Here is a 21,698-nt window from a genome sequence, read left to right on the forward strand (position 1 = left end):
TTGTATATAAAAAAAGCTCCAATGAAAATTGGAGCTTTTTTAGTTTAATCTGGAAGTTGATTTTTATTAATAGTCCTTAAAATATTATTCATTAGAGAACGACATATTATCTCTAGTGTTTTTTTGTACCGAAATAGCACCAAATAATGCTAATAAAAATGCAAATGCATAAAAACCTTTTTCGCTTGGCAGAATAGTTGCATTCCAAAGTCCGACTGTTAGTAACACAATTGATAACAGCGTTCCGAACCAGCAAATTCCGTAATACATATCTGTTACCGGAAGTTTTTCGAGTCTGTCCCTAACACTTTTTTGCAATGAAACTACCGCAAAAAGGCCAAACATTAAAACGGTGAAGTAATATCCTTTTTCATTCAACAGCATTTCGGCTCTTGCAAGTCCAACAATATATCCAACCATTCCTGCTCCAAGAGCTACCCAAGACGCCGCTATAAAGGCATTCGATGTTTTTTGTACCATATTATTTAATTTATTAATCTTATTGGTTATAAGCAAATGTAATTAAATTAGGTTCACTTTTACAAAAGGGTATATAAATATTTGTTCAGTATAATCCTCTTAATGGGTAAAATAAAAAAAGCTCCATATTGGAGCTTTTTTTGTTTTAAAATAAGATATATTATTTGTTGTTAATCAATTGCTGCAAAGGCTTTAATTGTTCCATGTCAATTTTTGATTGTTTCAAAACTGACATTAAAGTCATAATGTTATTTGGATTCATGTTTTCACCCAATACGCGAACGACTGCAAAACCGTTTTCTTTTTTGTTGGCAAAAACTACAAATTCTTTAATATTGTCATCAGTACCAACATAACTTATAGATGCACCGTCTTTACCGGACCCAAACGACATTAATTGCTGGTATTTTGGATCTTTCAGGATCGCTTTGATTTTTGCTCTTTCTGTTTCAAATTGTACCTGGTTTTTAGCGTTCGCTTTAAAAGCTAAAATATTCATTTTGTCAAATGACTTTAAAGCTTCGTTTTGCTCTGCGGATAGTTTTGCTTTCTCTAAATTTAAAATATTAGGCGAAAGATCAAGCGCAATAAAATCTTTATTATCTGTATTTTCTACAAAATATTTCTGCAATGAAGGTTCAGAATTACAACTTACTAAAGTTAGTAATACTAAAAGGGCTGAGGTAAAGACGCTGATTTTCATATTATTTTTTACCTTTTGAGGCTTTTTTTAAATCAGAACCACCCGGAAGCTGCATTTTATCCGTTAGAACTGAAATTTCGTTGATATCAAAATTACCTGTTAATGATAATAAAACTGTTTCGTCGCCTTTAGCTCCGTCAATAAACATCAATAATTCTTTTACTTGTGAATCTGTTGCACCTGATTTTACAGATATTCTTACGTTTCTTCCGCTATCGTTTACTCGCATTAATTCTTCTAAACCGGCAGATTTAACATATTTATCAGCAGAAGCTTTCATGTCAGCTTCAATTTTAGGATTTTTGGTTGTAAATACTTTTAAGTAGTCTAATTTTTTGATCAGATTAATGTATTGTTGTGTTTCTTTATCAGAACCATCAGCTTTTACCTTGCTCATTAAATCAAACATTTTTTTGTTTACAATTACAGATGTTACATCGTCCTGACCATCAAATTTGTCAAAAACGCCTTGTGCATAAAAAGCTTGTGTAACGAATGCGAAAACTAGTGTTATGATGAAATTTTTCATTTTTGATTGAATTTTAATTATTGTTTAAAAATTTTGTTTTTTGATTGCTCGTATTCTTTAATGTATTGTACACTTTCTATACCTACATTAACATTGTTTGATAATAATGCCAAAGCTTTTTGAGTTGCTTTCAGCGCTTCTTCAGGATTATCATAGGTTCCTAATTCTGATTGCGCTACAACCGGAGTTGTAGTTTTTTGGCTCACAAAATAAAAGGTTCCAATTCCTAGTAAAAGAACAGCCGAAGCCGCAATTGATAACCACGCCACATTTCGTTTTTTGTCCCGAGACTTCGGGAGTGGAATCTCCTGCGTCGATTTTTGTTCTTTTACCTGAGAGAAATAACCAAACATTGGTTTGTATTGCTCTAAATGCTGCGCAACATTCGATGAAGAAAAATAAGTTTTTAATTCATTTTCTTCGGCAATAGTAGTTTCTCCCTGAAAGTATTTTTCTAATATATATTCTATTTTATCTAATTCCATAACTGTGTGTATTAACCATTGATTCTCTTATTTTTTTTCTCGCTCTCGAAAGGGCTACCCGAATAGCGGTTTCATTCATGTTGACAATTTTCGCAATTTCATCAAATTCATATTGTTCAACATCGCGTAACTGAATTAATATTTGCAGCTGTTCAGGCAACTGGTTTATAATTTTTTCAACCCATTCTAAACTATCTGAGTCTTCTAATTTTTTATCTAATTGAGGCTCTCTGTCGGTAAAATTATTATGAACGATTTTTAGATTTCCGGCTCTTTTTGATTTTAACTGGTCCAGACAATAATTTTTGGTCATTGTCATTGCAACAGCTTCAATATTATTATAAGCGTCTAAATTGTCTTTTTTGTTCCATAATTTCACCATAACTTCCTGTGTAGCATCTTCTGCTTCCTCAGTACTGGTGAGCAATCTTTTTGCCAGACGAAAAACTTTGTCTTTAAAAGGATTTACTAATTCTATAAACACAATCTGGTTCATCTGTGGTTATTTTTTGGTTTTTGGCTGGTTCATGTAATTCGCATATTTCGATCGGGTTAGCGATAAATTTAAGCTCATTTTCATTTTATAAACAAACCATTAATAGTTCGCTTATATAGTCAAGACGAGACACTATTATTTTTGTTACAGGCAATATGTGAATTTTAATAAAAAAAAGTGCTTTAAATTAATCATTGTTAAAACTAAAGATACTATTTTTACGTTAGTACTCATAGATACCACTATAATGAAAACAATTTTAAAGAGTTTACTGCTGCTTTTTTTACTTGCATTTTCTTTGCAATCTTGTGAAGATCAGGATGATGTTGCGGCTCCGGCTGACTTGCAGGTAAATAATTTTATCTGGGAAGGATTAAATCAATATTATTTATGGCAAGCCGATGTGCCTAACTTAGCTGATGATCGTAAAGAAGGAATTAATTCTTTTTTAAGAGGATATTCAAATCCCGAAGATTTATTTCAGGATTTATTGAATAAACCAATCAGCAAATTCCCAAAAGGTCAGGCAATTGACCGTTTTAGCTGGATTGTTGACGATTATACGGTCTTAGAACAAGAACTTCAGGGAACTACAAAAAATGATGGTGTCGATTTTAGACTGAGTTACAAACCAGGAAGTTCAACAGAGTTGGTAGGCTTTGTACGTTATATCATTCCAAATTCTGATGCTTCGACAAAAGATATCAAACGCGGTGATCTTTTTACAGGAATAAACGGAACACAACTTACGGTTTCAAATTATCAATCGCTTATAAGTGCTGATAGTTATACCTTAAATATGGCATCTTTTAACGGAACTGTGGTTACGCCTAACGGAAAAACAGTTTCTTTGGTTAAAACAACTTTAGATGAAAATCCAGTTTTTATTAATAAAGTAATTACATCGGGAAGTCATAAAATTGGTTATTTGATGTATAACGGATTCTACGCCAATTATGATGGTCAGCTTAATAATGCTTTCGCCGAATTAAAAGCGCAAGGCGTAACAGATCTTGTTTTAGATTTAAGATATAATGGTGGAGGATCTATCCTAACGGCAACTCGTTTGGCAAGTATGATTACAGGTCAATTTACAGATCAGATTTTTGCTAAAGAAAAATGGAACTCGAAAATTAACGAATATTACGAAAGTAAAGATGCAGAATCGCTTAATAATAGATTTGTAGATAAAATTGACGGAGGAGCGCCAATTAATAGCCTTAATTTAAGTAAGGTCTATATTATTACTACAGATGGTACAGCTTCTGCAAGTGAATTGGTTATAAACGGATTAGCGCCATATATTTCTGTTGTTCAGGTTGGTGAAACAACTGTGGGTAAAAATGTAGGTTCTGTTACTTTATATGATTCCCCAACTTTTGCAAAAGTAAATGTAAATCCAAATCATAAATATGCGATGCAGCCTTTGGTTTTAAAAATTGTAAATGCAGCTGATTTTGGTGAATATACAGATGGTTTAAAACCAACTTATGAGCAATTGGAATATATTACAAACATGGGCGTTTTAGGCGATCCGTCAGAGCCATTACTAAATCTTGCACTTTCAAAAATAACCGGAGCAACGGCTAAAAAAATACAACAAGACAGAGGACAAACTTTGAAAATGTTTATGGATGCAAAAGCAATGAACGGAATCAGAAATCAAATGTATCTTGAAAAACTTCCGTAAAGAACTTAGAAGTTTTAAAACATTAAAATAAAAAAGAGGCTTTCAGAAATGAAAGCCTCTTTTTTTCAAAAAATCCAAAAACTAATTCTAATTATAAAAAAACTAATCGTTAAAGTAAAAGCCGTTTGGTCCAACACCAACGCCAATTTCTTTTTGTAAAGTTCCGCTTAAACTGTAGATATAAGCTTTACTGTCTGCTTTAAAATCTCCGCTATCAGCGATGTAAATATGATCGTTATTAACAGCAAATCCGTATAAATATCCAATAGAAGGAGTTGCAATTGCAGTTGTTGATGCAGCAGTTGCAGTTGTGCTTATTGCGTAAACTGAATTTCCTACTGTATAATAAATTTTACTATCATAAATATCTAAAAATGCAGCTCCGTCTAAACTTTCAGGAAATGTAATTTTAGAAGTAGTTTTATCTGCTAATTTTACTTTTACAATTTCACTTCTGTCTCCGTAAGGACCTCTTAAAGTATATAAAACACCGTCTTTTACTTCCATAGTATCAGCACCATATCCTACAGTTACTGCAGGTTCTAATGCTTTTGTAGCTGGGTTTACTACCAATAATTTATCGCTGCTGTAAGGCTCAGTAATATATAATTTTCCGTTTTCTAAAAGAATTCTGTTAGCAGTTGCATTCAGTTCAATTTTAGATTCAAAAGTATTAGTCGCTAAATTAATTACAGCAATATAATCGTCAGTATCTCCGGCTGGATTAGTTGAAGAAGAATATGTATTTGCATTAGTAACATAAGCTTTTCCGTTTAACGTAACACCATATCTTGGGTTTTTAAGTCCGGTTTCAATTTTAGCAACTAACTTAAAAGTATATCTGTTTACTACATTAATTACGTTTGTACCACCAGCAATGATGTAAGCATTGTCTCCATCAAAAAAGATGTTTTGTGCATATTTCCCAAGCAAATCACCAGCATTAGCCGTTGTGTAAGCGTCTTTGGTAAAAGTGGTAAAGTCATCACTTAGGAACGAAACAGAACCTTGTCCTGCACTTCCTTCATTTAAAATAAAAACACCATTGTCATAAACTCCTTTTGGTTCATTCGAATCATTGTCATCATTAGAACATGAAACAAATAAGGAAACGCTAAGCGCTATTAAAAACAATTTACTAAACTTCATATATTAAAATTTTAAGGTTAAATACATATTAAAATTGCGACCCGGCATAGGTCTGTCTTCTAAGCTTTCATAATCTTCATTAAAGAGATTCAGGACTTGAAAACCAAGTTTGAAAGAGTCTAAGAATTTAAAATCATAATCAATTCCGATGTTTGAAACGGTATAATCATTTATAATTTCTTTTGGGTCATTGTCTGATCTTGTATACACAAAACCATTATACAAGAATTGATAATAAGCAGAAATATTATTTCTCGAATAAGAAACCGATCCTGTTACTTTATTAAAAGGCACAAAAAAGAGTTGTTTTTTAGTTGCTTCATCTTGAGAAACGGTGTAAGCGTAAGTAGCATTTGCACCAAAATAATTTTTGCCAAAATGCTTTTTCCAGCTCAATAAAGTTTCTGCGCCATAACTATTTACGTTATCTGTGTTTTTGGGTGACCAAATGCCATTATTTCCGGGAATCCATTGCAATAAGTCTTTTATTTTCATGTAATAAAAGGTTTGTGTAAGCGAAATGTTTTTGAAGGTAAAAACGTTTCCAATTTCTGCCTGATACGAACTTTCAGGTTTTAAATCCGGATTCCCGCCTTCTTCCCAATACAAATCATTAAAGGTTGGAATTCTGAAATTTCGGGACACATTCAATTTCAAATTATACAGTGTATTAAATTGATAAGAAGATCCTAAAGAAAATAAAACAGGCGATTCATAATTGTCTGTAAACTCTTTTCTAATGCCAAACTCATTCTTCCAGTCTGCCGAAATATCTTGTTTTACCAATAAGGCAGCCGAACTAATTTCGCGAACGTGATCTCCAAAACCACTTCCGTAACCTTTTGTTCGGTTGTAATCCAGAATACCATTTATTTGTGTCGATTTAAAAAGCTGATATCCTAAATCGGCTTTAGTAATAAGGCTTTCAGTTTTTCCAAATGTGTAGAAGTTTTGCGAATTATCAGCGTAATATTGATAATTTTCAAAAATATAAGCAGCTTTTAAGTTGGTTGTAAATTTGCCGAAATCACCATCATATTCTAATAAATTTCTATTGAAACCATTAATGTATTTTGTTTTCGTTTCAGATTCGGATATTAATGAAGTATTTCGATCTGTATTAGAAGTCTGGCTGTATAATTTCAGGCTGTTTTTTGCATCGAATTTATAACCAACATTCGCGCTCATCGTAATGACGTCATATTGACCATTTTGGTTCCAACGCTGTTCACCTTTCCAGTTGTATTTATTGATGTATTTATAATCGTTGGTCGAACTATTTTTAGAAAAACCAATTTGTGCGCTCCATTTTTCGTTAGAAATATTGGTTTTGAAATTGATACCGATAGTATTAAAACTTCCGTAATCCAGTTTTAGAAAGTTATCGAACCTTTTGTAAAAACTCAAATCATTATTAAGATGAACTGTTCCTCCAACAGCGCCGCTGCCATAAAGTACGCTTCCTCCACCGGCTTTTATACTTATAGAATTATAATCAGAACCTGAAATCGTATTAAAATCAGTGCTTCCGTTCATTTGCGAATTGATGTTGATTCCGTTCCAGATTACGGCCGTTTGCGATGCTGTAGTTCCTCTAAAAGCAACTGTCGAAAGCATCCCGCGTCCGTATTCTTTAAAATAAATAGTCGAATTAAAGTTTAAGAGATCCGTAAGTAAAGCTTCATTTTTATTGATAATAGAATCATTTAGCTTTAAAACCGATTGTGAATTGGAGTATTTTTTAAGATTTGCATCAGAAACCAAGACTTCTTTTAGTTTTGTAATAGAGTCATTCTGCGCGCAAATAAATTGGCACATAAGAAAAAAGCAAAAAGCAAAAAGTTTTTTTAATGTCATAATTTCTACACTCTTTTTCCCGAGAGTTCGATATTTGTTACAAAGGCAGGTCTCCTGGCTTGCGTCTTGTTGTTTACCTTCCCACTCGCGTGGGCGAGCAGTGGTTTGGAGTTAACAACAAGCATTCTTTTCAGAACTAAGCTTACAGTTGCGGGTACAGCTCAAGATTTTTAGCAATTGCGATTCACTTGATTCCCTTTTAATGTGTTTTCTAAAATTAGAAACACAACCTTAATTTCGTGCAAAGATAAAGTTAAAATTACCGATTTATCTAATTTTTGTTTTACTTTTTAAATTATAATTTAAACAAAACAACCTTTACGTCGTTATTTTTATGACTTCGCCAAAGTCAACTTTATTGTTAAAAGCATCTTTTAAAGGCAATGCAGTATGATGACACAAGATGCTTCTGATAACTCCGGCATGAGCTACAATAATGATTGGATTTGAAGTTTCTTTTGAAATTTCATTGGATAAAAAATGCTCAACACGATGGTGTAAATCGATAAAAGATTCTCCATTTGAAACCTGAATGTTTACAAAATCTTCCATCCACGGATTCAGTTGTTCGGGATCAATTTCATTCCATGTTTTCATTTCCCAATCACCAAAATTCATTTCCATCAAACGTGGATCTTCCTGATATGAAATAGTTTTAATATTCTTCTGAATGAATTTTGCCAAAAGCACGCAACGTTTCAAAGTACTGGAATATATAACTGCTTCTGAAGGTAATTGTGAAACGATATTTTCAAAAATACTTTCAAAAGGTTCTGCTAAATCCACATCGGTTTGTCCGTAACAAATTCCTTTATCACAGCTTGTTTGAGTGTGGCGAACTAGATAAATTTCCATATAAAAAGAATACTTAAATAATAAATAACTTCGCAAACTTGCTGCGTTGCACCAAGACAATCTCCTGTATAACCATCAATCCATTTTTGGAAATATCGAGCCAAAAAATATCGGGTAATAAAAACAGGAATTAAAGCAAAAAGTATTTTATGATGAAAATAAGCGAATACCAACAAAGGAATTAATCCGAAGAAAAAGGAACCAAAAATTTCTTTCCAGGTATGCTTTTTTGCAATAGGCTTGCTTTTGCTTGAAGCGTCATCACGAGAATATTCGTGTGTAAAAATGATTGAAATCGCCGCCAAACGACTCAAAGCATGAGCAGAAATAAACAAAAGAAAAATAAAAAGATAAGAATCATTATTTGTGAAAAGCGAAATAGATTCTGAAAGCAATTTGAATTTCAAAAGAAATAGCAAAACCAAACCAATTGCTCCATAAGCGCCAATTGCACTATCTTTCATAATTATCAGGATTTTTTCTTTGGTCCAGCCTCCGCCAAAACCATCACAAACATCAGCAAAACCATCTTCATGAAAAGCTCCGGTGGTCAGAATAGAAATAATAATAGCAATAATTACGGCAGATTCTATTGATAGAAAAAGAGAAAAAACATAGAACGCTAAAAAAGAAATACTTCCAACAATCCATCCTATAAAAGGAAAATAACGAGTTGCTTTATTTAAATAATCAGAATTGTGATCAATGTTTTTTGGACAAGGAATTCGGGTGTAAAACATTAAACAGGTAAAGAAAATATGTAGTTCTTTTTTCATTGAAATTTGATATGTATATTATTTGGCTAAAGCCATTTTCGCTGCAAATTTTATACCCCAGATAAATCTGGGGGCTATTCAATTCGAGATTGTGCATGAATTATATAGTTTTGAATTTGTTGACATTTTGATTGAAATAAATATGTTGATAATTCAAATTTGAAATTGCATTTTTGCGGAATTATTTCTTGAATAGCCTCCAGATTTATCTGGAGGTTACAAATTTGTATTATCAATTGGCTTTAGCCAAATTCTATTTATTCAATATTTTTTGAAACCCAAATTTGCTAATAATTTCATCATATTCATCCTGAAACGTTTTTTTCTTGTGATGAATTTCTTGATTTTTTATATAATCTCTCACTTTGTCAATCATAGATTCTGAAATTGAAACTGCAAAATATTCATCTTGCCATTCAAATTTCTCTTTAGTCAATTTATTTTTATTAATCCAAAAAGAAGATTCCCCTTTAATTAATTGCATAATCTTTTGTATATTTTGATCTATTCCTAAAGAAACAATACAATGACAATGATCCGAATAGCCATTAATAAAATCAAGGTATATTCCTTTTTCTTTAGCATTTTCTTTTATATGATTCCAAACTTTTTGACGTAATTCAATAGAATTTAAGAATGGAAATCTGTTTTTTGTACTCCAAACAAAATGTATGTAAACTTTTACTAATGACATATAATAATTTTATAAAACTACTTCCTGCTAACTCCCGCACTTTCAAAACTCGCCATTTCATTCAAAAAAGCTTCTGCCGATTTTAAAATAGGAAAAGCAATTGCACAACCCGTTCCTTCACCTAAACGCAAATCCAGATTTAAAATTGGTTTTGCCCCTAAATAATCAAGCAATTTTTGATGTGCTTTTTCAGCAGAGCAATGACAAAAAACAGCATTTTTTCTAATATTAGGATTTATTTTCGACGCAATTAAAAAAGCGACACTGCAAATAAAACCATCGACAAGAATTAGGATTTTATTTTCGAAAGCCGTTAACATTCCGCTTGCTATTTGTATGATTTCAAAACCTCCAAAATAAGCGAGCTGCTGCATTAATTCGGCTTGACCGGAATAATTATGAATGGCATTTTTAAGAATATTTTGTTTCTGAATCAATTTTTCATCTTCAACACCAGTTCCTTTTCCCACACATTCTTCAATAGAAAAACCAGTTAAAAGACTCATTAATACTGAAGCTGTAGACGTATTTCCAATTCCCATTTCGCCAAAACCGATACAATTACAACCCGTTTTTGCAATATTTTCAACGATAGATTTTCCTTTTTCAAAACACAATTGCAATTCGGTTTCGCTCATTGCGGGAATATGCAAAAAGGATTGAGTTCCTTTTGCAATTTTAGCATGAATTAAATTTGCATTCGTTGGAAAATCATAATTTACGCCAGCATCAACAATTGATAATTTAATATTGTTCTGATTGCAAAATACATTTATCGCAGCACCGCCTTCCAGAAAATTACCAACCATTTGTCGGGTAACATCTTGTGGGTAAGCGCTAACGCCGTGATTCGCAATACCGTGATCCGCTGCAAAAACCACAATATTAGGGTTTATGATTTTAGGATTTAAAGTTTCAAAAACTGTCGCCATCTGAAAAGCCAAAGTTTCCAGAGTTCCCAAAGCGCCAATTGGTTTGGTTTTAGAATCTATTTTTTCTTGTAAAAGTGTACTGAAATCAGTTTTGTTTTCAACTTCAGTTTGAGATTTTAAAACGAAATCAGAAATAGAATTTTCAGTAATATGTTTAATTTCTGTACAAACAGGCGATTCCGATTTTTGTTTCCAATTCAGCTGTTGCAACATAGGCTGATTGTCGTAATTTGTGGCAGGTTTTCCGATACAGAAATAACCCAAAGGTTCGATATTTTCCGGTAAATCAAGGGTTTTTTTGAATTGGTAATAATTCAAAATCGAAACCCAGCCCATTCCGTAGCCTTGTTCTGTAAGCGAAAGCCAAATATTTTGCGCCGCACAAACCGAACTAAATTTTACCGCTTCATTACTGCCAACAGTTCCAATCGTAAATTGATTCAGAACAGATCGATCGTAGGCAATAATAAGTCCAATTGGCGCTTCTTCAATTGCTTCCAGTTTCAGCGATTTATAATGTTCTTTTTGCTCCGGATTATCCGTTAGCGATTCAGCTTTTTTATTATAATCCAAAAACAAATTTTTAATCGCACTTTTAACTTCAGTAGATTTGATGATAAAATACCTTGTAGCGTCAGTCAAACCAACAGATGGCGCCCAATGTCCGGCCTGCAAAGCTTTTTTAATTACCTCATCAGGAACCTCATCGGTTGTAAAATGTCGGGTATCGCGACGTGATTTTAAAATATCATCCAGGTAGCTCATTTTAAATCCCAATTTTTTAAATTCCAAATCAATATCAATTGTAAAATCAATTCAATTTGAAATTTAATATTTTAAGTAAAGGTAAAGTATAGCCTTGGAATTTGGAATTTAAAAATTTGGAATTTTTATTGCGATTGATATTGATCTTGGAATTGTTAACCTTTGATCTTAACCGGAATTCCGGAAACCATCAATACAACTTCATTAGCATTTGAAGCCAAAAATTGATTCATCCAGCCTTGCAATTCGGTAAATTTTCTGCCAATATGAGTTTCGGCATGAACGCCCATTCCAATTTCATTTGTTACAATAATCAAAGTTGCATTTTCCTGATTGGCAATCGAAAGAAACTCTTTTTTCGCTTCTTCCAAACTTAAAGTAACATCATATTTATGATCTGTAAAAAAGTTGGTAAGCCAAAGTGTAACACAATCAATCAACGCTATTTTTTCGGAAAAATCAATTTTACTTAAATATTTTTCCTCTTCAATATTCGTCCAGCGTTCATCGCGTTCCTGCTGATGGCGATCAATTCTATTCTGGAAATCGGCATCCCATTTTCTGGCAGTTGCCACATAAATTGGTGATCCTGAAAGTTGTAAGGCTAAATTTTGGGCATAACTGCTTTTTCCTGATCGCTCGCCACCGGTAATTAAGTAAATCATTTTTAATTATTAATTGTAAATTGTTAGTTGTTAATTTTAAGGATTGGTTGTTTAGAAATGATTTGACTTTTAGTAGTTTTAATAATACTCGTGATAAGTTTTAATATTGTAATTGCATCATTACTGATATTTTGAAACTCTTTTTCATTTAAATAATCGGTTGCTTTTAATAATTCTAACCAATAAACAGATTCATTAGCTTCTTTTTGAGCAATCGCAAATTTATGAACAAAATCATTTTACTTTCAGCATGTTCTGCTTCCCGAATCATTGCTCCAATACTTGTTCCAGATCGTAGTAGTTGTTTTGAAAGTGTAAATTCTTTCTTTTCAGTACATAAATATTGATATAGTTTGACTATTCGAATAGCAAAGTCAAAACTTTTATCTTTTACAATATTATTTTTCATAATTAACAACTAACAATTTATAATTAACAATTAGTATGGGCAATGTCTGCAGCCATTTCCGCAGCAAGTTCCTCTTTTTAGATGAAACCAGGTTTTAAAAACATAATTTCCGTTTTCGATATAATAATCAATTCCTTCAATCAGTTTTTCTTGTTTTGGCAAAGATATAGCTTTATTGTTAAGCGCTTTTTGGGGAGTCATTGTTTCCAGATAAGCATCAATTTTGTCTTCGCAAGCTTCTTTAAAGCAAGACGGACAAAGACAATCGCCTCCTTCTGAAAGATTAAAAATAGGAGGGAAGTCGTTACACCAACATTTGTTTTCAAAAGAAATATCTCCGCAGTTAAAAGAAGAATCGCAAGTAGAGCAAATTTTGGTTTTTGTGGTATTCATATAGGTTAAAATAGATTTGTGGTTTTTGTAAGAATAAAGGTAAACAAAAAAAATAGAAATTGCGTTACCTTTGTCACTATCGAAAACGTAATTATGAAATTATAATGGCTCAAAATCCAAGCCAGGAACGAATAACAACAAAAGATATTCCAAAATAATATAACCTACATATGAAACATTTATTACCCAAATCGATTTTTATTTTATCTTTTTTTATTCTTATCGGATGTAAAAAGAATGAAAATGAAGTTGTTGCAAAATCTGAAGCTGCAAAAAATAGTATCGAATATGCATCTGGACTTTCTATCCTAAAATATGAAGGCTATTCGGTTGTAACGGTTACAGAACCCTGGCCGAATGCGAATGCAAAATTCACGTATGTTTTAAAAGAAAAAGAAGCAAAAGTTCCGGATAGTTTACAAAAATATACTGCAATAAAAGTTCCTTTAGAATCTGTTGTTGTAACGTCGACAACCAATATTCCGTTTTTAGAAATGTTGGAAGTTGAAGATAAATTGGTTGGTTTTCCGCATACAGACTATGTTTCATCAGAAAAAACAAGAGCCTTAATTGATAAAGGTGCTGTTAAAAATGTTGGACAAAATGAAAAATTAAACATCGAACAATTAATAGAATTATCTCCGGATCTGATTGTAACTTTTGGAGTTGACAATAACAATCCGACGCTTGATAATTTGAAAAAAAGCGGCTTGAATGTTTTCGTTCAGGCCGATTGGATGGAACAATCTCCTCTTGGAAAAGCAGAATGGATCAAACTTTACGGCGCTTTATTTGGAAAGGAAGAAAAAGCCAAGGAATTGTTTGATAAAATTGTTTTGAGCTACAATCAGGCACTAAAATTAGTGGCTGATAAACCGGCAACTTCATCTGTTTTATACGGTTCTATGTACGAAGATATTTGGTACGTTGCCAAAGGAAATAGCTGGGTTGCACAATTTATGAAAGACGCGCATGCAAATTATTTATGGTCAGATTTAAAAGGAACCGGAAGTGAAGGTTTATCTTTTGAAAAAATATTGGTAAAAGCCAAAACTGCTGATTTCTGGATTGCTTCAGGTTCTTTCAAAACCCTGGATGAATTCGGGAAAAGCAACCCGCATTATACGCAATTTGATGCTTTCAAAAATAAAAATGTATATACTTTCGAAGGCAAATTTGGCGCAACAGGCGGAACCGTTTATTATGAATCAGCGCCAAGTCGCCCGGATTTAGTTTTAAAAGATTATATCAAGATTTTTCATCCTGATTTATTGCCAAGCTATGAATTTACTTTTGCATCTAAATTAAATTAAGGATCAATTGGTAAATAAAAAGCGAAATATAATTCTGTTTTCCGTACTTGGTCTGGCACTTTTGTTTATGTTTTTTCTGGACATTAGTCTGGGTTCTGTTACGATTCCGTTCAAAGAAGTTTATACCAGTATGACTGGCGGTCAGGCGAGCAAATCAACGTGGGAATATATCATTATTAACTATCGTTTGCCAAAAGCTATTACTGCGTTTTTGGTTGGCGTGGGATTATCGGTAAGTGGTTTATTAATGCAGACTTTATTTAGAAATCCATTAGCAGGACCAGATGTTTTAGGATTAAGTTCCGGAGCAATTCTGGCCGTTGCAATTGTAATTTTAGGTGCAGGTTTATTGCCAACTTTTTTAACGCCGGTTTTATTATCACCATACGGAATTGTATTAGCGTCAACATTAGGAAGTATTTCGGTTTTAATGCTGGTTTTAGTAGTAGCACAAAAATTAAGAAATACAATGGCAATTTTAATTGTCGGACTTATGTTTGCCAGTTTTACCAGCGCCATTGTTGGAGTTTTGACTTATTTTAGTTCGGCTGAACAATTGCAGAAATTTACTTTTTGGTCATTAGGAAGTCTTGGAAATCTTTCCTGGACTTCTATTTCGATTCTGGCAGTTTGTGTTGGTGTGGGTTTGCTTTTAAGTGCCAGTAGTATTAAACCTTTAAATGCTTTGCTTTTAGGCGAAAATTACGCTAAAAGCATGGGATTGAATTATAAAAGAGCCCGATTGATTATCATTTTTGCAACAAGTATTCTGGCAGGAAGTATAACAGCTTTTGCCGGTCCGATTGCTTTTATTGGTTTGGCAGTTCCGCATATTGCAAAGCTCACTTTTCAGACGAGTAATCATGCGGTTTTATATTGGAGTACGTTTTTTTATGGTGGAATTATTATGTTGTTTTGCGATATCGCTTCGCAAATGCCGGGGTTAGAAACTACGTTGCCAATCAATGCGATTACATCTTTAATTGGTGCGCCGGTTGTGGTTTATTTGCTAATGCGAAAAAGAAATTTTCAGTAAACATGATTGCCCACAGATTTTACAGATTAAACGAATTATCACAGATTATTTTAAATCATATTAATCTGTAGAAGAAAACTTAGAGACTTAGAATCTTAGCAACTCAGAACCTTAAAAGATGAATACAATCCTATCAACTTCAAATTTAAGTATTGGCTATAAGTCCAAGAAAGCAACTGTGACTATTGCTGAGAATCTAAATTTGAATTTTGATTCAGGAAAACTCATTGCTTTAATTGGGGCAAACGGAATTGGGAAATCAACTTTACTAAGAACTATTACAGGAATTCAGCAGCCTTTATCAGGAACTGTTTTCCTAAATGATAAAAATATAAATACTTATAAACCTCTGGATTTAGCTCAGAATTTAAGTTTGGTTTTAACCGAAAATTTACCGCCAAGTAATCTTTCTGTTTTTGAATTAGTGGCGCTGGGTCGTCAGCCGTATACCAATTGGATAGGGACTTTAACCCAAACTGATATCGAGAAAGTTCAGGAAGCATTAGCACTTACGCAAATAGAACATTTGGCTAAAAAGAAGCATTACGAAATTAGCGACGGACAATTACAAAAAGTTCTTATTGCAAGGGCTTTAGCGCAGGATACGCCCTTGATTATTCTGGATGAACCAACGACACATCTTGATTTACTGCACAAAGTTTCTCTTTTTAAATTGTTGAAAAAATTAACGCAAGAAACTCAGAAATGTATTTTATTCTCCACACACGATATCGATCTGGCAATACAATTAAGCGACGAAATGATTATTATGACTCCAGAATTTATTGTTCAGGATGAACCTTGCAATTTAATTTCAAAAGGAAGTTTTGCAGCTTTATTCAAAGATGAACATATTGTTTTTGACGCTGAAAAAGGGAAGTTTGTGATTACTTAAGCAGTATTGTAGGTATTGTTAAGCTTAAAATAAAAAAAAAATAGTTCTAAAATAAATCTGATTTATACCTACAAGGTTGAAAAAACCTTGCAGGAAATCGTTCGCTAAGTTTCGATTAAACATCTATACAAATAAACGATTAAACTTTTCTCAGCCCAATTTGTCTCTTCGCTTCACCAACCACAAAAGCCACAGAATTCGCGATATTAAAACTGCGAATTAATTTAGACATCGGAATTGTTAAATGATTTTCGAAACGAGCCAAAACTTCTTTGCTCAAACCAACACTTTCTTTTCCGAAAACCAACCAGTCTCCATCCTGAAAATCCGTTTCCAGATATGATTTTTCGGCATGAGAGCTCATTAAAAAAACACGCGATTGATCTGGAATCTGCTCAATCCATTCTTCTATATTTTGATATTCGGTAACGTCAAGATGAACCCAATAATCCAATCCGGAACGTTTTAGATTTTTATCATTAATCACAAATCCAAAAGGATGAATTAAGTGTAATCTACTTTCAGTTCCTACACATAATCTTCCAATATTTCCAGTATTATTCGGGATTTCAGGTTCTACAAGAACAACGTTTAGCATTATTTTTTTGAGTTATAAGTTATAAGTTATGAATTAAGAGTTATAAGTTATGAGTTATAAGTTTCAAAAATTATCTAATTCTCAATTGACACATTATCTAATTAATTTTCTAATTTAAAATCAGAGACTTCAAGAACTTCTCCGGCTTTTAAGTCCTGCAAATATACATTTCCTATTCGCACGCGGACTAATCTCAAAGTAGGAAAACCAACAGCGGCAGTCATTTTTCTGACCTGGCGAAACTTTCCTTCATTTACAGTTATCGATGCCCATGAAGTTGGTCCGTGACGTTCGTCCCGTATCTTTTTTGCTCTTGGTCCAAAATCAGGAATTTCAGTTACAATAAAAGCAGAGCAAGGTTTGGTTATGTATTTTCCGCCATCAAAACCAATTTCAACACCGTTTTGTAATTGTTCAATCGCTTCCGGTGTAATAACGCCATCGACCTGAACGTAATATTCTTTATCGACTTTCTTGCTTCTTATTTGTTCGCTTACTTTTCCGTCGGTTGTGAGTAAAAGCAATCCTTCAGAATCTTCGTCTAATCGGCCAATAGCCATTGTGCCTTCGGGGAAATGGTATAATTCTCCCAAAAGCTTTTTCTTCCTTTTTAATTCATATATAAATTGGCTTAAATAACCATAAGGTTTAAAAAGAATGAAATGTTGATGCATGCCGTATTTTTTTGACTGCAAAGATAGTTTTGTTTAGAAGAATTTCAATTAGCAAATGTGTCAATTAGGGAAGATGTCTATTAGATAATTTACGCAACAATGAAATTATCTAATTATCTAATTGACACATTATCTAATTATCTCATTAAATAAACCAAAAGCAATGTTAAAGGTTTTATTTTTTTGCGTTAGAATTCGTAATATTATAAGACTAATACTAAAATATACAATCATGGAAACTAATAATTTAGGAACGAAAAAGATAAACGGAGTTCAAAAAAATATAGATGAATCTAAAGGGAAAAATGTTTCTCACGATACAGAATCGAAAGAACCAAAACTGAATAAAGAAGTTGTCGCAGATAAAGACGGTGATAAGGAAGTTGTTGATAGAGCACGAAATGAGAATGAAGATATAAAAGAAGTCTCAAGCAAAACACAAACCAATAACGCAAATGCAAACCGCGGAGTTACTACGGATGAAGAAGCAGAAAAAACCGTAGAAAACAAGGACCTAAACTCAGATATTACGCCAAATCGTTATCCGAATTCTAATCCTGAAAGTCATAAAGATCGCGGAAACATGAAATTAGATGAATAAAATTATCTCATCCAATCGATAAAAATAGCAATAACATCTAGTTAAAAACGGCTGTCTGAATTCAGGCAGCCATTTTTTTTCTTTTTTATTTCATATTAAATGTGTTATATGTTTAGCGAAAATCGAGTCTAAAGCTGTTTAATTTAACTTAACTTACGGCATTTAAAAAATAATCTTACAATTATTTTAAGTTTTTACAATATTCTCTTAACTTTAAAGACTATAAATTTGATTTCTAAAAACTCTATTTTATAATCATATGAAAAATATTTACTTTGCACGCCATCTAATGGCTTTTTTAAGTTTTTTTTGCTTTTCGGTAAATCTTTTTGCCCAGACAGCACCCGCGCCGCAAACCTTGCCATATGTACAAAATTTTGATGCATTAGCGGCAAGTTCAACTACCTATCCTGCAGGTTTTCAAGGCTGGACAGCAAGTATAGTACCCGGAGCAACTTTTAATACAAGCGGTACATTAGTTGCGGACAGACCTTTAGTAGCAAGTAGTACAGCTGCTACGAATAGTGGTAATTTTCATAATTATGATGGAAAAATTGGTTTTTTAAATACTGGATCTCTTGATTTGACCATAGGTTTTGCATTTGCAACATTAGGACAAACTGCAATTCAGGTTCAATATGATGCCATGACAATTCGTAATCCGTATGATGTACCGCCAACTACGACTAATACGCGTATTAATGAAATGGTTTTGCAATATAGAGTAGGGACTACTGCTGCTTTTGTTTCATTATTGCCAACCGCTTATTCAAATAATGATGTAAAACAAATAACTGCTGTTACAACTCCTCAAAATTCAAAAACAATAAAGGTTACATTGCCTGCAGAATGCGAGAATCAGCCGGTTGTTCAAATTCGTTGGATTTCAAGACAAATTTCAGGTGCAGGTTCACGTCCGTCATTTGCAATTGATAATATCGATATTAGAAGCGATATTCAGGCTCCAATTAGCGAAACCGGATATCCAAAAGCAGATAATATTGCGTCAAATGGTTTTGACTTTTCTAATAAACTAAACGAACCTGCAAAAACATATTACGTTTTATTGCCTTCAGGAAGTGCAACACCAACGTCTGCTCAGGTAAAAGCAGGTCTTGATGCCAATGATACTGCAGCTTTACAATCAGGATTTCTGGATGTTACCGATATATCTCAGGTGTATGTAAAAAGTTTTACAGGACTGATTTTAAATACAGCATATTCAGTTTTCTCTGTTTCCGAAGATCTTAATGGAAATATACAAACGAATGTTACTAAAACCGATGTTACAACTTCGAGTGTCGTAGTTCCTTCAGTTTCAACAACAGTTTCTTCACTTTATTTAGGATTTTCTGAAGCAGCTTATAACTCAGAAAGTTTGAGTTACCAAATTCAGGCTTCTAATCTTACAGATAATGTTGTGGTGACTTCTTCTTTGACAAATTTTACGGTATCTAAGGATAATACTGCTTTTGCATCTTCTATAACATTTACAGCTGCTGAACTTGCCACAGCCCAAACTGTTTATGTACGTTTTATACCATCTGCAATTGGTAATTTTTCAGGTGAAATAAAGCATGAATCAACTGGTGCAACGACTAAAATTGTTACGGTATCAGGAATAGGAATCAACCCGTATACACAAGGTTTTAACGATGCAAATGTTCTGACAAATAGTGGCTGGACACAATATAATGTAGCCGGGACACTAAATAAATGGGGATATACAGCTGTTACAAGAAATGTAAATTCAGGAACTGGAGCTGTTTTAATGAATGGCTTTTCTGACACCGGAGCCAGTAAAGACTGGTTGGTTTCGCCACGATTACGTTTGAATAATTTTACGCAATTGCCATTATTGTCTTTCTATTCACGTAAATTTTATGCAGGATCAGAATTAAAACTATTGGTTTCTACAGATTATGATGGTAAAAGCAGTCCGGAAACAGCAACCTGGACAGCGATAAACGGTAATTTTCCAACAACAACGGGAACTTATGTGCAATCTCAATTTATAGATTTAAGTGCTTATAAAACAGATCATACCTACATTGCTTGGGTTTACGAAACTACAGCAGGAGGAACTAATAATGCTGCAGAATGGTCGTTAGATGATATTGCTATTACTAATGAAGTTGGTTATGTGGCATCAAATCCTATTTTAGATTTTGGAGATGTAAGTCAGAATAGCGTATCTGCAAGTCAGTCTTTTGTTTTTAAAGCAATGGGTTATAATGATATTACATTAACTGCGCCTGCACATTATCAGGTTTCTTTAGATAATATTGCGTATCAGTCAAGTATTATTGTTACCGAAGCTGATGCAGCTGCAGGAAAAATAGTCTACGTAAGATTTGCTCCTACTGTAAAAGAATTAAGCCTTACCGGAAAAATAACAGTAACGGGAACTTCATTAAACAAAGAAATTGGGTTTCTTACCGGCTCTTCTATTCCAAAAGCAGATACTTTTGATATTGTAACGTATAATTTAGAATTTTTTGGTACCGATGTAAAAGGAACGGACGGAGTTGAATTTGGTCCAACTGATGATGCTTTGCAAATTGATAATGTTGCCAAAGTAATGAACAAGTTAAATGCTGATGTTTATGTGGTTCAGGAAGTATCTGATGATCCGTCTTTGGATGCTTTAATTCAGAAAATAAACATTAACGGAAAAACATTTGATAAGTCAGTTTCGACATCCTGGTCGTATTCATTTGAAGCACCGGATCCAAATTTCCCACCTCAAAAATTAGTTGTTCTTTATAATACACAAAACACTACAGTAAAAAATACGCGTGTAATGTTTAAAAAACTATATGATGATGTTCGTGCAGGAACAGCAACTTTGCCAAATTATCCTGGCGGAAATGGAGCAAGTTTCTTCTCGTCCGGACGTTTGCCATATAAAGTAGATATAGAAACCAATATTGGCGGAATTAAAAAACAAATTAGCCTGATTGATCTTCATGCCCGAGCCAATAGCGGATCGGATATTTCGAGATATAATATGCGTAAATACGATGCTCAGGTATTAAAAGACAGTTTAGATGCCCATTATCCAAGTACTAACTTTATGATTTTAGGAGATTTTAATGATGATGTAAAAGCATCTGTTATTGCAGGAAATCCTTCGTCATATGAGCCAATCGTTACAGATGAAACTAATTACAATACACTTACGCTTGAGATTAGTAAAGCTGGAGCTTACAGCTTTTTAAGTTCTGGTGGATTTTTAGATCATATCGTTATATCTAATGAATTAACAGATCAATATATTCCAAATTCAATTGCGGTTTATGATCCTCGTACAGATATCGCAAACTATACAAATACAACTTCAGATCACGGACCAGTTATTGCCCGTTTTGAATTGAAACCTGATAATTTATCTACGGTTGATTTTGGAAACAAAAATAAATATGGTGTTAGAACATATCCAAATCCGGTAACAGATCAGTTGAATATTGTGGTAAAAACAGAGGAGAACAGGAATTTGAAATTAAAACTGTATGATCTAAACGGTCATTTAGTAGGCAATTCAGTTGAAATTAACGTTGGACAAGATAAAAACACAACCGTAATTCCAATACATAATTTACAATCGGGTATTTATATTTATACGCTTACCGAAAATAATAAAGTAATCTTTAGCGATAAGATTATAAAGAAATAAAATCGCATAATATGAAAAAAGGCAGCC

Annotated in this window: 21 protein-coding genes, 1 pseudogene and 1 riboswitch; of the genes and pseudogenes, 6 read left to right on the forward strand and 16 right to left on the reverse strand. The window is 33.1% G+C overall.

Features of this window, described 5'->3' with window-relative positions; translation table 11 throughout:
• Positions 1–84 precede the first annotated feature (84 nt).
• From yiaA to ACZ0AH_RS04985, 5 genes are all read right to left on the reverse strand, one after another.
• Complete coding sequence (gene yiaA / locus ACZ0AH_RS04965) at positions 85–480, reverse strand: inner membrane protein YiaA (protein ID WP_463474737.1); 396 nt, start codon at positions 478–480, stop codon at positions 85–87.
• Positions 481–640: 160 nt separating this feature from the next.
• A complete protein-coding gene (locus ACZ0AH_RS04970; protein WP_463474738.1) occupies positions 641–1,183 on the reverse strand; it encodes a DUF4252 domain-containing protein in 543 nt (180 codons plus the stop codon).
• A gap of 1 nt (position 1,184) precedes the next feature.
• Positions 1,185–1,712: a DUF4252 domain-containing protein gene (locus ACZ0AH_RS04975; RefSeq protein ID WP_463474739.1), complete on the reverse strand. Its 528-nt coding sequence runs from the start codon at positions 1,710–1,712 to the stop codon at positions 1,185–1,187.
• Positions 1,713–1,729: 17 nt separating this feature from the next.
• A complete protein-coding gene (locus ACZ0AH_RS04980; RefSeq protein ID WP_463474740.1) occupies positions 1,730–2,197 on the reverse strand; it encodes a hypothetical protein in 468 nt (155 codons plus the stop codon).
• On the reverse strand, positions 2,184–2,693 hold the full coding sequence (locus ACZ0AH_RS04985; protein WP_230717533.1) for an RNA polymerase sigma factor: 510 nt from the start codon (positions 2,691–2,693) through the stop codon (positions 2,184–2,186). The genes ACZ0AH_RS04980 and ACZ0AH_RS04985 overlap by 14 nt, the downstream gene beginning before the upstream one ends.
• 247 nt (positions 2,694–2,940) lie before the next feature.
• On the opposite strand from ACZ0AH_RS04985, the gene ACZ0AH_RS04990 reads away from it, so the two are divergent.
• Positions 2,941–4,383, forward strand: coding sequence for a S41 family peptidase (locus ACZ0AH_RS04990; protein WP_463474741.1), 1,443 nt, complete (start codon positions 2,941–2,943; stop codon positions 4,381–4,383).
• 102 nt (positions 4,384–4,485) lie between these two features.
• Here ACZ0AH_RS04990 and ACZ0AH_RS04995 read toward each other — a convergent pair whose 3' ends face one another.
• From ACZ0AH_RS04995 to ACZ0AH_RS05035, 9 genes and pseudogenes are all read right to left on the reverse strand, one after another.
• Complete coding sequence (locus tag ACZ0AH_RS04995) at positions 4,486–5,532, reverse strand: YncE family protein (protein ID WP_463474742.1); 1,047 nt, start codon at positions 5,530–5,532, stop codon at positions 4,486–4,488.
• Positions 5,533–5,535: 3 nt separating this feature from the next.
• A complete protein-coding gene (locus ACZ0AH_RS05000) occupies positions 5,536–7,389 on the reverse strand; it encodes a TonB-dependent receptor plug domain-containing protein (protein WP_463474743.1) in 1,854 nt (617 codons plus the stop codon).
• Between the two features lie 27 nt (positions 7,390–7,416).
• Positions 7,417–7,638: riboswitch (cobalamin riboswitch) on the reverse strand.
• A 69-nt stretch (positions 7,639–7,707) separates the two neighbouring features.
• Complete coding sequence (cobC, locus tag ACZ0AH_RS05005; protein ID WP_463474744.1) at positions 7,708–8,244, reverse strand: alpha-ribazole phosphatase; 537 nt, start codon at positions 8,242–8,244, stop codon at positions 7,708–7,710.
• Entirely contained in the window at positions 8,229–9,020 is a 792-nt protein-coding gene (locus ACZ0AH_RS05010; protein ID WP_463474745.1) for an adenosylcobinamide-GDP ribazoletransferase, read from the reverse strand. Before ACZ0AH_RS05010 ends, cobC begins: the two co-directional genes overlap by 16 nt.
• 253 nt (positions 9,021–9,273) lie before the next feature.
• Positions 9,274–9,714, reverse strand: a complete 441-nt coding sequence (tnpA, locus tag ACZ0AH_RS05015; protein WP_463474746.1) for an IS200/IS605 family transposase — start codon at positions 9,712–9,714, stop codon at positions 9,274–9,276.
• Positions 9,715–9,731: 17 nt separating this feature from the next.
• Positions 9,732–11,411, reverse strand: a complete 1,680-nt coding sequence (cobT, locus tag ACZ0AH_RS05020; RefSeq protein ID WP_463474747.1) for a nicotinate-nucleotide--dimethylbenzimidazole phosphoribosyltransferase — start codon at positions 11,409–11,411, stop codon at positions 9,732–9,734.
• A gap of 155 nt (positions 11,412–11,566) precedes the next feature.
• Complete coding sequence (cobU, locus tag ACZ0AH_RS05025) at positions 11,567–12,076, reverse strand: bifunctional adenosylcobinamide kinase/adenosylcobinamide-phosphate guanylyltransferase (RefSeq protein WP_463474748.1); 510 nt, start codon at positions 12,074–12,076, stop codon at positions 11,567–11,569.
• 23 nt (positions 12,077–12,099) lie between these two features.
• Positions 12,100–12,485: pseudogene (locus tag ACZ0AH_RS05030) on the reverse strand (four helix bundle protein).
• Between the two features lie 30 nt (positions 12,486–12,515).
• Complete coding sequence (locus ACZ0AH_RS05035) at positions 12,516–12,878, reverse strand: DUF5522 domain-containing protein (protein ID WP_463474749.1); 363 nt, start codon at positions 12,876–12,878, stop codon at positions 12,516–12,518.
• Between the two features lie 170 nt (positions 12,879–13,048).
• Between ACZ0AH_RS05035 and ACZ0AH_RS05040 the strand changes: the two genes are divergently transcribed.
• The 3 genes from ACZ0AH_RS05040 to ACZ0AH_RS05050 all read left to right on the forward strand — a co-directional run bounded on the left by ACZ0AH_RS05040 (position 13,049) and on the right by ACZ0AH_RS05050 (position 16,122).
• Positions 13,049–14,191, forward strand: a complete 1,143-nt coding sequence (locus tag ACZ0AH_RS05040; protein WP_463474750.1) for an ABC transporter substrate-binding protein — start codon at positions 13,049–13,051, stop codon at positions 14,189–14,191.
• A gap of 7 nt (positions 14,192–14,198) precedes the next feature.
• Complete coding sequence (locus ACZ0AH_RS05045; RefSeq protein WP_463474751.1) at positions 14,199–15,227, forward strand: iron chelate uptake ABC transporter family permease subunit; 1,029 nt, start codon at positions 14,199–14,201, stop codon at positions 15,225–15,227.
• 118 nt (positions 15,228–15,345) lie between these two features.
• Positions 15,346–16,122: an ABC transporter ATP-binding protein gene (locus tag ACZ0AH_RS05050; RefSeq protein ID WP_463474752.1), complete on the forward strand. Its 777-nt coding sequence runs from the start codon at positions 15,346–15,348 to the stop codon at positions 16,120–16,122.
• Positions 16,123–16,261: 139 nt separating this feature from the next.
• Here ACZ0AH_RS05050 and ACZ0AH_RS05055 read toward each other — a convergent pair whose 3' ends face one another.
• On the reverse strand, positions 16,262–16,720 hold the full coding sequence (locus tag ACZ0AH_RS05055) for a tRNA (cytidine(34)-2'-O)-methyltransferase (protein WP_463474753.1): 459 nt from the start codon (positions 16,718–16,720) through the stop codon (positions 16,262–16,264).
• A 101-nt stretch (positions 16,721–16,821) separates the two neighbouring features.
• Positions 16,822–17,394, reverse strand: a complete 573-nt coding sequence (locus tag ACZ0AH_RS05060) for a pseudouridine synthase (RefSeq protein WP_463474754.1) — start codon at positions 17,392–17,394, stop codon at positions 16,822–16,824.
• Between the two features lie 232 nt (positions 17,395–17,626).
• On the opposite strand from ACZ0AH_RS05060, the gene ACZ0AH_RS05065 reads away from it, so the two are divergent.
• Together ACZ0AH_RS05065 and ACZ0AH_RS05070 are read left to right on the forward strand one after the other, a co-directional pair.
• Positions 17,627–17,995 (forward strand): hypothetical protein, encoded by a 369-nt coding sequence (locus ACZ0AH_RS05065; protein ID WP_463474755.1) that lies wholly within the window; start codon positions 17,627–17,629, stop codon positions 17,993–17,995.
• A gap of 259 nt (positions 17,996–18,254) precedes the next feature.
• Complete coding sequence (locus tag ACZ0AH_RS05070) at positions 18,255–21,671, forward strand: choice-of-anchor J domain-containing protein (protein WP_463474756.1); 3,417 nt, start codon at positions 18,255–18,257, stop codon at positions 21,669–21,671.
• Positions 21,672–21,698 lie beyond the last annotated feature (27 nt).

Source organism: Flavobacterium sp. AC105 (assembly GCF_979258495.1).

Bases quoted from the DNA above. Each gene is read 5' to 3' on its own strand.
- yiaA (WP_463474737.1), bottom strand. From the start codon at position 480: ATGGTACAAAAAACATCGAATGCCTTTATAGCGGCGTCTTGGGTAGCT.
- ACZ0AH_RS04970 (WP_463474738.1), bottom strand. From the start codon at position 1,183: ATGAAAATCAGCGTCTTTACCTCAGCCCTTTTAGTATTACTAACTTTA.
- ACZ0AH_RS04975 (WP_463474739.1), bottom strand. From the start codon at position 1,712: ATGAAAAATTTCATCATAACACTAGTTTTCGCATTCGTTACACAAGCT.
- ACZ0AH_RS04980 (WP_463474740.1), bottom strand. From the start codon at position 2,197: ATGGAATTAGATAAAATAGAATATATATTAGAAAAATACTTTCAGGGA.
- ACZ0AH_RS04985 (WP_230717533.1), bottom strand. From the start codon at position 2,693: ATGAACCAGATTGTGTTTATAGAATTAGTAAATCCTTTTAAAGACAAA.
- ACZ0AH_RS04990 (WP_463474741.1), top strand. From the start codon at position 2,941: ATGAAAACAATTTTAAAGAGTTTACTGCTGCTTTTTTTACTTGCATTT.
- ACZ0AH_RS04995 (WP_463474742.1), bottom strand. From the start codon at position 5,532: ATGAAGTTTAGTAAATTGTTTTTAATAGCGCTTAGCGTTTCCTTATTT.
- ACZ0AH_RS05000 (WP_463474743.1), bottom strand. From the start codon at position 7,389: ATGACATTAAAAAAACTTTTTGCTTTTTGCTTTTTTCTTATGTGCCAA.
- cobC (WP_463474744.1), bottom strand. From the start codon at position 8,244: ATGGAAATTTATCTAGTTCGCCACACTCAAACAAGCTGTGATAAAGGA.
- ACZ0AH_RS05010 (WP_463474745.1), bottom strand. From the start codon at position 9,020: ATGAAAAAAGAACTACATATTTTCTTTACCTGTTTAATGTTTTACACC.
- tnpA (WP_463474746.1), bottom strand. From the start codon at position 9,714: ATGTCATTAGTAAAAGTTTACATACATTTTGTTTGGAGTACAAAAAAC.
- cobT (WP_463474747.1), bottom strand. From the start codon at position 11,411: ATGAGCTACCTGGATGATATTTTAAAATCACGTCGCGATACCCGACAT.
- cobU (WP_463474748.1), bottom strand. From the start codon at position 12,076: ATGATTTACTTAATTACCGGTGGCGAGCGATCAGGAAAAAGCAGTTAT.
- ACZ0AH_RS05035 (WP_463474749.1), bottom strand. From the start codon at position 12,878: ATGAATACCACAAAAACCAAAATTTGCTCTACTTGCGATTCTTCTTTT.
- ACZ0AH_RS05040 (WP_463474750.1), top strand. From the start codon at position 13,049: ATGAAACATTTATTACCCAAATCGATTTTTATTTTATCTTTTTTTATT.
- ACZ0AH_RS05050 (WP_463474752.1), top strand. From the start codon at position 15,346: ATGAATACAATCCTATCAACTTCAAATTTAAGTATTGGCTATAAGTCC.
- ACZ0AH_RS05055 (WP_463474753.1), bottom strand. From the start codon at position 16,720: ATGCTAAACGTTGTTCTTGTAGAACCTGAAATCCCGAATAATACTGGA.
- ACZ0AH_RS05060 (WP_463474754.1), bottom strand. From the start codon at position 17,394: ATGCATCAACATTTCATTCTTTTTAAACCTTATGGTTATTTAAGCCAA.
- ACZ0AH_RS05065 (WP_463474755.1), top strand. From the start codon at position 17,627: ATGGAAACTAATAATTTAGGAACGAAAAAGATAAACGGAGTTCAAAAA.
- ACZ0AH_RS05070 (WP_463474756.1), top strand. From the start codon at position 18,255: ATGAAAAATATTTACTTTGCACGCCATCTAATGGCTTTTTTAAGTTTT.